Genomic DNA, 9049 nt, shown 5'->3' on the forward strand with positions numbered 1-9049 from the left:
AGGAGTTAGTTAAGGATGTCTCAGGTGCAAGCAATCATCGCTGATGATCACCCATTATTTCGCAGCGCTCTCAAACAAGCCGCTGCACAAGCGATTGGTCATGATCCTATCAAAGAAGCCAGTACCTTAGACAGCTTATTCGAGATGTTGCTCGCGCATCCTGAAACAGAGCTAGTATTTTTGGACTTATCTATTCCAGGCGCGAAAGGTCTCGAAGGTCTTGCCCGGTTAAGAAATCAGTATCCAGACATACTAGTGATCATGGTTTCAGCCAACGAATCGGCAGCCATTATTAGTCAATGTGTTGCCCTCGGGGCAAGCGCTTATATTCCCAAGTCTTCCTCACTAGAAGTGATTAGTGATGCTATCAAGCTCGTTATTGAAGGAGAAACTTGGTTGCCTGAAATCGTGGATATCGCGCCAGAAAGTGACAGCGAACAAGCGCAATTTGCACGTAATTTAGAAAAGCTAACACCGCAGCAATATCGCGTGTTAACGATGATTGCCGACGGCCTTTTGAATAAGCAGATTGCATATGCAATGTCGATTCAAGAGACCACCATCAAACAGCATGTTTCAGCAATTTTAAAAAAGCTCAATGTGTATAACCGCACCCAAGCTGGGATCCTCTTTAATCAGCTGGCTACGGATGTACACCTCGACGATGAAGCGAGTGCTTAACTAAATTAATCGTTTAATCATGCGCTTTAGGGCTGGTATTTTAAGCGGTTTATAAAGTAATGGGATCCCGGCATCACTTACTTGCTCGCGAATAGCCTCGTCGTGGTTAGCTGTGTTGATAATGATTGGCATATTGTCCAGCGCAAGCGCCGTAATTACCTCAAGTCCGGTGACACCATGATCAAGCTGATAATCCGCGATCAACATATCAGCCCGACTCGTTGCTTGCAGTGCACTAAGCGCTGCTTCATCTCGCGCTACGGCCACCTTACACCCCCAACTTAGCAATACTTGTGATAGTGCATCCAGTGCGTTGGCATCATTATCGAGTAGCCAAATAGACAGACCCGATAATTGCGAATCACCGCTGAGCTTGTCAGCGGTTACTTCAGCCTTTTTATCCGTCTGCCCCCCAAGGCTTGGCAATGTTAAGGTAAATTGTGTGCCTTTATTAAGTTGTGAGCCGAGGGTGATGGGAATTTCCAACACTTCGCATATTCGTTTGCTGATAGCAAGCCCGAGTCCTAACCCCTGCGCTAGCTCTTTACTATGGAGCTGTTTGAACTCTTGAAATATGGCGTCCTGATCTTGCTTTGCAATGCCCACGCCAGTGTCTTCAACAATGATAGAAACACTCTCCCCCTGACATTCAGCGATAAGCCTTACCGTACCAGACTCAGTGTAACGGATAGCGTTACTCAGTAAGTTTCCTAATACCCTTTTTAGCAGTGCTTTATCAGTGTAGAGCATGACATCGCAAACCCGCACCGCAAACGCTAACCCTTTGTCTTTCGCAACCGCCCCATATTCGTTTTCCAATGGTTCCAACAGTGACGACAACGCAAAGCGCGAGCGATTAACCTTAAACGCTCCAGCCTCTAACTTTGTTAGCTCAAGAATGCTCGACAAAAGCTCTTCAGCACTAGCCAATGAGCTTTTGATGCTTTGCGAAAGCTCAGCTAGTTCAGTCCCTTGGGCCTTTTCACTCATTAATGAGCAAAACAGGCTAGCTGCATTGAATGGCTGTAACAGGTCATGACTTGCTGCGGCGAAAAAACGGGTCTTACTCTCCGTTGCATGTTCCGCTTGGCGTTTCGCAGAAGATAAAGCACGGTTAGCGTCTATCAAGTCTTTGGTCCTCGCCGCGACCGTTTCTTCTAGATTTACATTAGCTTGCTCTAGTAAGGATTGTTGTTTTACAAACTCGGTGATATCCGTATAGGTCGTTACAAATCCACCTCCAGGCAGTGGGTTACCTTGCATTTCAAACACTCGGCCATCGTGATGCTCGCGGCGGTAGCGATACGCATTGCCTCGTCGTAAATGTGATAGACGCTTCTCTACTTGCTGCTCGACATCAGCATCACCAAATAGTCCACGCTGCGCATTGTAACGAATAAGCTCAGCCACAGGACGCCCAATAAACAGCGCATTGTCTGGATAATTAAACATTTCTGCGTAGCGCTGGTTCCAAGCAACCAATTGCAGTTGACTATCCACTACACTTATCCCCTGACTGACGTTTTCTATCGTCGACTGTAGTAAATCGCGATTAAAACGTAGCACCTGTGACGCTTCATCGACAAATTCTGCAACTTGCTCTAAAGGTTGGCGTTTTTCATCTTTGGCGACATCTAAAATCAGTTTCGCAGATGCCCCGCCAACGAGAGTCGACATCTCCCGCTCGATCATATTTTCAACTTGCAATGGCGCTGGCAACTTCCAGTTTGCAGGCTCTTTAGGGAAATGAAGCTCTACAAGCTGCTGCGCACGCGCTTGTTCGCTAAAGCGCTGCAGTAATGTTGCCAAGTCTTGGTAACTCAATACCGTGTTAGCGGACTGTGCAGATTTGGACGGCATTACAAATTTATTGCTTTGTAATCGCTCAGCAAGACGTGCAGATGAAATAAACGGCACCAGCAAATAAACCAGCAGATTTGCACTTAAAGAGATCAAGACGGACTGGCTCGTACTATCTAATCCCAGACCCAAAAAGTCTAAAGGTGCTAACCATGTGATATTCATGGGTCCCGCGCTCAGCCAGTGACTTTCGAAGTTAAAGCCACTGATCAAGCTCGGTAATAACAGCGTGTAAAACCAAATAGCAAAACCCGTCACAATCCCCAATTGCGCGCCTAAACATGAAGCCCCTCGCCACCATAAACCAACCACCATTGCAGGCGCAAACTGCGCAACCAAGGCAAATGACATGAGTCCCATATTGGCCAACGTGTTGCCCTCAGCAAGCACTCGATGACTGGCGTAACTCAATAATAAAATGCCAACAATAACCACCCGTCGAGCATTGAGCAGATTAAACTTAGATAAGCCCCGATGGCTTGAATTTAACTGCGAGCGGCGCAACAAAAATTGATTGATAAAGTCGTTGGTGATCATAATAGATAGCACGATGGCTGAAACTATCACCATGCTCGTCGCCGCAGAAAACCCTCCCAGAAAGGCTGTCAAAGCAACTAGAGGCGCATCAGAACCCAGTGGTAAGGCGAGCACAAACGTATCGTAGCCAACATCTTGACCATTAAAATACACCAGTCCGGCGTAGGCGATTGGCAAAATAAACAAATTAATTAGCAACAAATAAACGGGAAATAACCAGCGTGCGGTCTTAAATTGGTTTTGTTCATCATATTCAATAAAAGAGGTATGAAACTGCCTCGGCAAACAAAGCGTTGCCAATACCCCTAAGAGAACATGGACTAAATAAACATAGGTTGGGCTAGCAGTTGCCTCTATTTGCTTGGTAATTCCCTGCTGATCCGCCTGGCTAAATAAGTGAGTGGGCGATTCAAAGAGTACAAAACAGACGTAGACACCAACGGCAATAAACGCCAGCAACTTAACTAATGACTCAAAGGCGATTGCAGTCATCAACCCTGGGTTATGCTCACTCGGTCTCAGCCTACGCGTGCCAAATAAAATTGCGAATAGAGCTAACAGTAAGGTGATATAAAAAGTACTATCCTGCCAAAACGCGACACTCACCCGCTGGGTGTCACTTGTTAGCATACCGATACTGGCGCTGGTAGCATTGAGCTGAAGAGCAATATAGGGCACGACCGCAATAACAGAGATCAGAGAAATGAGTCCAGACAAACTAGAAGAATTACCATAACGCGTGGCAATAAAGTCCGCCATGGAAGTGAGCTGCTGCTGGCGGCATATTTCAGCAATTCGTGTGTAGACTTGCCAACCAAATATAAACAGTAAAATCGTGCCAACATAAGTTGGGGCAAGCCACCAGCCATTATTTGCAGCTTGCGCGGTAGTACCAAAAAACGCCCAAGAGGTGCAATATACCCCAAGTGACAAGGCATAAGTAACTTGCTTGGCATGATAAGACCGAAATTTTGTACTCGCCCTATCTGCGCCCCATGCAATGGTAAATAAAAGCGCTAAATACAGCAGCGCAATAAGACTTATCAGCCCGATAGAAAACATAACTGTGATGATTTTTTATTGTTTGCTCTAGCATAGCGGCTGTACTGTAAAAAGACAGCACACTTTAGTGCTATCCCCCAATGCTTAGTATCATCACTTATAACCTAAAACTGCTCACCGACTTATCTAGTGCGCGGGACAACGACAACAGCGATAACGCTTCCTCTGACGCCCGCTCCGCTCCCGTTGCAGTCTCTTGCGCGGTTTCACTAATTTCGGTCACACTTTGCGAAATTTGCTGTGTAACCGTGTTTTGCTCCTCAGAAGCACTGGCAATTTGTAGATTCATATCTTTAATCGTACTCACAGATGAAGAAATCGCTTGTAACACTTCATCCGTTTTCGCTGACTTGTCCGCTGTATCTTTCGCGTCTTTCACGTTTTCTCGCATCATACCAACGGAGCGCTTCGCTTCATTTTGCAACTTAGAGATCATCTCTTGAATTTCGTCCGTACTCTTTTGGGTGCGACTCGCAAGACTTCTCACTTCATCGGCCACTACTGCAAAACCTCGCCCTTGTTCACCAGCCCTTGCAGCTTCAATTGCTGCGTTGAGCGCCAACAGATTAGTTTGCTCCGCGATACCCCTGATAACATCCAAAATAGAACCAACCGATTCTGTTTCTTGTTCAAGATTCTCAATGGTTTTGCTAACATTTTCTATTTTACCAACTAGACCTTCCATTGCTTGCTGTGTTGCAACGACAACTTGAACACCTGAATTAGATTGAGAATCCGCATCGGTCGCAGCATCCGCTGCGAGTTGAGCACTTTGGGTTATTTCAGCAATCGTAGCAGCCATTTCATTCATCGAAACAGCACTATGACTGAGTTGCTCCATTTGGTTGTCCGCCCCTTGTTTGGACTGGGCAGTGATAGCACTAAGTGTTTCCGACGAGGAAGATAATGCATGAGTGGAGCTTTGAATTTCTGCAATGATGACTTTGAGTTTGTCAGCCATATTGCGCATCGCCAAATAAATACCACTGACCGACTCTCCCCTGTCAAATTGAATAGTAAGGTCTCCACTGGCAATCCTTGATGCCACTTCTGCAATTTCTTTTGGCTCTCCGCCAATCGGAGTTTTAATTAAACGCGTAATATACCAGCTTAAAAAACAGCCTAGCAGGATCACAATACATGCAACAACAATAATAGAATTCACTGTGTTTTCACTTTGTGCTTGAGCAACTGGCCCCAGTTTGTCTTGCTTGTTTTTAATCGACTCTTTAATACGCCCTAAATAGTCCGCAATACTTTGACCATTTTTGTTAAGTGAGCCAGCTATTAACTGGTTCCTCTCAGTGATAATTCGCTGAACTTCGTTTACCCCCTGAGAGTAACGCTCACCCAGTGATCCTGTACTTGCAAGCAGACGTTTGGATACGTCGTCGGTAAACTCTGACTTAGATTGGTTTAGTAAATCCTTCTCTTGCTTAAGTTCTTTCATTGCTCTTTCATAGTCTTCAGGTAGGTTACTCACTAAGAATTTACTGACAAATAATCGCCCTAATAACAGCTTTTCTTGCATATGAGCCGCAATATCCAACCCTTTAAAATCATTGCGTTCGACACTTAAATCCATCAGCTGAGTAACATTTTTGCGCATTTGAGGACCTATTTGATCCAGTGTATTGTTAACCACTGAATCTCTGCGACGGTAAAGCGTTAGGATTTGTTTAAAGTTAGCTTCATATTCAGTTAAAGCCTCCTCACTTTTCTCTACTAGCGAGACTAATTCAGGTGTAGTTAGGACCTCTCTAGCTTCAAGGAAGTCTTTATGTAATTGCTCAGTTTTTTGTTCAAATTGGCGTACATCTTCTTGAGACTGTTGTTTGAGAAAATTTAAGACATTGACTCTGGTTGACAACAAGTTTGCCTCCAAACTACTTGCAAGATTACTTGCCCTAGCTAAACTCCGATATTCGACAAAATTACTAAAACCACCGCTCAACCCGACATAAGCCACTCCAGAGAGCATTATCATTAGAGCGATCATGATTCCAAATGAAACCGATAATTGCTGACCTAACTTTAACTTTGTAAGCATATAACAACCCTAAACATCGTATTCACGGATAGACTAGTAGCAACTCGAGCAGACGCTACTTGTATTTAATACAATAATCATTGACGTGAATCATCATTTAGTAAAGGTATGTACCGATTAAAAAACAACTTAGGGGAACGCCGATATATCGCACTTATCGCATTTAAAAGGAGCAGTAATTTGTTGATGGTTAATATTAGTTAGAGCGGGATAGCGTATGTTACACGACAAAAATTCGTTATGACCGAGAGAATGCTATTATTTATTCTCTTTAAAACACAAAAGTCTAATTTCGTTAAAAACTAAAATTAAGCTTTCTTAGGACGTTCAATCACGTCAACTAGCGTCCAAGATTTTTTCTTATACCAATTTGCTTAATTAAGAGATCTATTTTGAGGCAAAAATTTTGCTAGTTAGTTGTTCTAAATAAAAAGTTTTTACGCAGTTAGCGCCTGACTTATTCCCTCAAATTGAATAAGTATCAAGGCAAATTGTTATTAAAGATTAGCGCACATTCGCGAATAGCCACGACGTCACCTGTGAGTAGCAGTGTTGTTTTCATCATGTGTGTGCAACCTATTTGTACACTTGACGCTTGCTTTTCTAATGGAAGGTAACGCAGCTCTATTATGTTCAATAACAACAGTGATTGACTTATCCACTTTATCCGCTAACAACACTACATCGTACAGCACAGGTCTAACCACTCACCGTAGCCAGCCTTCTGGCAACTTTTACACAAACTATAAATAAACACGACTCAACTCAGGCAGCTAAGTAGTCGAGTCTCCATGAAATAATTTCCTTTTCAGTATTTTAGCGTTGACTTTCCAACCCGTTCGAAGTTGATGATATACACCCTGGGTACGCCAGGCTCTATATGGCTCGATATGTGTCTCTATGTAATTCCAAGCTTTCGGACAAATATTGAATGCCTGAAGTTGCTCTAGGTTCACATCACCAAAACCCTTGAATGCATTAATCTTGTTCTCAATATGAATCACAGACATCCACATTGGTTTTTTTCGTACAGTCTTCACTTGCTTAATTTCCGACCAATAACCATGGCGCTCATTACACCAAATCGTTTTATACTCTTTACTTGTCTCAATTAGACTTAAAAATGGATTATGCACGTGCGCATGTTTGGCAAATCTCACTTTTGGGGCTACTTGAAGTGTAAAGCCATCAATAAAATCTACAGCCAAAAAGCTCTGTTGATCAAACTGTGCCTGTACTTCCTTTATATAGTCCTGATGTAAACAGTCATCATTATCCAGACGTGAAGTAATCAAATATGGCTGGGTTAATCGTGCATTTAACTCTCGTTGTATTGCTGGTAAAAAATCCTCCATTCCATCAGCATAAATAGGTATGAATGCTCGGAACTCAGAAGCTAAACGATCTATGGTTTCGCGAAACTCAGGAGCAGTCGATACGTCAAAGAAGACGAGCCAATTAAAATTTTGCTCCGTTTGTGCTTTCACTGAAGAGAAACAATAGTGTTCAAATAGCTCTAACCGATTTCTCATCCACTCATCGGTTAGGACTTGTGTTTTAGATTTCGTTTCTAGCCAATCTTTCTTACGCAAATTAAAACGGGTTAGTACAAAGTGTTGGAACATGTATAAACTCTGGAAATTGGAGAATATATCTGTAACTAAAAAGCATACAAAACCAGAATATAGAAAATACTCCGCGAAAATTGTCAGATAGATCCACTAACTAAATAAGATGTGAATTGCTATTGATTGCTGGTTAAGGCTAACTAAAAAGATCGCCTAAGTATCCTTCTTCACACCAGATAAACGGACATAGAAACTAACACCAAACACCCTAAGTTTCAACCATACTAAGCCGCAAAACATATCGCTCAAAAATATACGTCGTGCTTGGTAATTGTTAATATCGCAAAGGTAACGCTATCTTCTTTAGCTAATGTCTGACGCTCATTTATCCCCTTAATGCTTTTTATAAAGAGTACCGTAGATAGGGTGGTTAATCTGACGCTCGATAGCTATTTATAAAAATTATCCAGAAACGCAAAAGCCCCAGCTAATGCCGGGGCTTTATAAAAGTCTAATTTAGTTAAAAACCAAAATTAAGCTTTCTTAGGACGTTCAATCTCGTCAACTAGCGTCCAAGATTTTTTCTTAGAGATTGGCGCACATTCGCGAATAGTCACGACGTCACCTGTGAGTAGCTGTGTTGTTTTCATCGTGTGCGTGCAACTTAGTTGTACGCTTGATGCTTTCTTTCTATAAAGAGTACCGTAGATAGGGTGGTTATACCAATTACACTAAGTCTCCAATCAATTTGAAGGGTGAAATACCATATTAGCGTCGTTAAAAATTTCTCATTTAGAACAACTAAATAGCAAAATTTTTGCCTAGCTACTAAAGCTATTTCTCCGCTTCAAATTGCTCATTTACCTAATACAATTGGTATTAATCTGACGCTCGATAGCTATTTATAAAAATTATCCAGAAACGCAAAAGCCCCAGCTAATGCCGGGGCTTTATAAAAGTCTAATTTAGTTAAAAACTAAAATTAAGCTTTCTTAGGACGTTCAATCACGTCAACTAGCGTCCAAGATTTTTTCTTAGAGATTGGCGCACATTCGCGAATAGTCACGACGTCACCTGCTAGTGCTGTGTTGTTTTCATCGTGTGCGTGCAACTTAGTTGTACGCTTGATGAACTTACCGTAGATCGGGTGTTTAACCTGACGCTCGATAGCAACAACGATTGACTTGTCCATTTTGTCGCTAATTACACGACCTTGTACAGTACGGATCTTATCGCTCATTATGCACCTGCCTTCTGGTTGATAACCGTTTTCACACGCGCAATATTGCGA

At 42.7% G+C, this 9049-nt stretch carries 5 protein-coding genes and 1 pseudogene; 1 reads left to right on the forward strand and 5 read right to left on the reverse strand.

All coding sequences use genetic code 11. The features are described from left to right. The first annotated feature begins 15 nt into the window (after window positions 1–15). Window positions 16–681 carry a response regulator transcription factor gene (locus L1D50_RS02245; RefSeq protein ID WP_128725885.1) on the forward strand — a complete coding sequence of 222 codons (666 nt, stop codon included), beginning with the start codon at window positions 16–18 and terminating at the stop codon, window positions 679–681. On the opposite strand, the gene L1D50_RS02250 is transcribed toward L1D50_RS02245, so the two are convergent. The 5 genes and pseudogenes from L1D50_RS02250 to rpsQ form a co-directional block, all read right to left on the reverse strand. Continuing rightward, window positions 682–4140 carry a PAS-domain containing protein gene (locus L1D50_RS02250; RefSeq protein ID WP_128725886.1) on the reverse strand — a complete coding sequence of 1153 codons (3459 nt, stop codon included), beginning with the start codon at window positions 4138–4140 and terminating at the stop codon, window positions 682–684. A 97-nt stretch (window positions 4141–4237) separates the two neighbouring features. Then, complete coding sequence (locus L1D50_RS02255) at window positions 4238–6190, reverse strand: methyl-accepting chemotaxis protein (protein WP_128725887.1); 1953 nt, start codon at window positions 6188–6190, stop codon at window positions 4238–4240. A gap of 773 nt (window positions 6191–6963) precedes the next feature. Continuing rightward, entirely contained in the window at window positions 6964–7815 is an 852-nt protein-coding gene (locus tag L1D50_RS02260) for a glycosyltransferase (protein ID WP_128725888.1), read from the reverse strand. 476 nt (window positions 7816–8291) lie between these two features. Further along, a pseudogene (locus L1D50_RS02265) lies at window positions 8292–8469 on the reverse strand (30S ribosomal protein S17); the annotation flags it as partial. Window positions 8470–8740: 271 nt separating this feature from the next. Continuing rightward, window positions 8741–8998: a 30S ribosomal protein S17 gene (gene rpsQ, locus L1D50_RS02270; RefSeq protein WP_010607740.1), complete on the reverse strand. Its 258-nt coding sequence runs from the start codon at window positions 8996–8998 to the stop codon at window positions 8741–8743. Window positions 8999–9049: the final 51 nt, after the last annotated feature.

Source organism: Pseudoalteromonas sp. Isolate6, assembly GCF_022398435.1.
Lineage (GTDB): Bacteria > Pseudomonadota > Gammaproteobacteria > Enterobacterales > Alteromonadaceae > Pseudoalteromonas > Pseudoalteromonas galatheae.